The sequence below is a fragment of the Streptomyces sp. YIM 98790 genome (assembly GCF_011421595.1).
GTDB lineage: Bacteria > Actinomycetota > Actinomycetes > Streptomycetales > Streptomycetaceae > Streptomyces.
This window is the reverse complement of the sequence record NZ_WTLH01000413.1, coordinates 1-381: the sequence shown is the minus strand read 5'-3', so window position 1 is coordinate 381 and position 381 is coordinate 1. Positions and strand designations below refer to the sequence as shown.

Annotated in this window: 1 pseudogene; it reads right to left on the bottom strand. The window is 82.2% G+C overall.

From position 1 onward, the window contains the following. A pseudogene (locus GQS09_RS28420) lies at window positions 1-345 on the bottom strand (hypothetical protein); the annotation flags it as partial. Window positions 346-381 lie beyond the last annotated feature (36 nt).

Below are 381 nucleotides of genomic sequence, written 5' to 3'. Positions count from 1 at the left end.
GGCGGCCCCGGCCTTCCCGGCGCCGCCGTCGCCGCCGCCGTCGTTGCCGTCGCCGCCGTCGTTGCCGTCGTTGCCGTCCCCGGCGGCCGGTGCCCCGGTGCCGCCGTCCGTCCGCTCCCCCGCCCGCTCCCGGCCGCCGTCCGCGCCGGCCTGCTCGTCCTCGTCGGTGCCGGCGCCGGGGTTCAGCATCTCGGGGATGAGGATGCCGCCGACGAAGCCGCCGATCCGGTTCTCCGGCCACTCGACCGGGCCGCGCGTCTCCTCGGCAGCCGGAGGCCGCCCGCCCGCCCCGCCTGCCTCACCCGCCCCGTCAGGCCGGTCCGGGGCCGGACGCGGCTGCGGCACCAGCGGTATCTCCGCCGCCCGCGGCGCCCGCGGCGC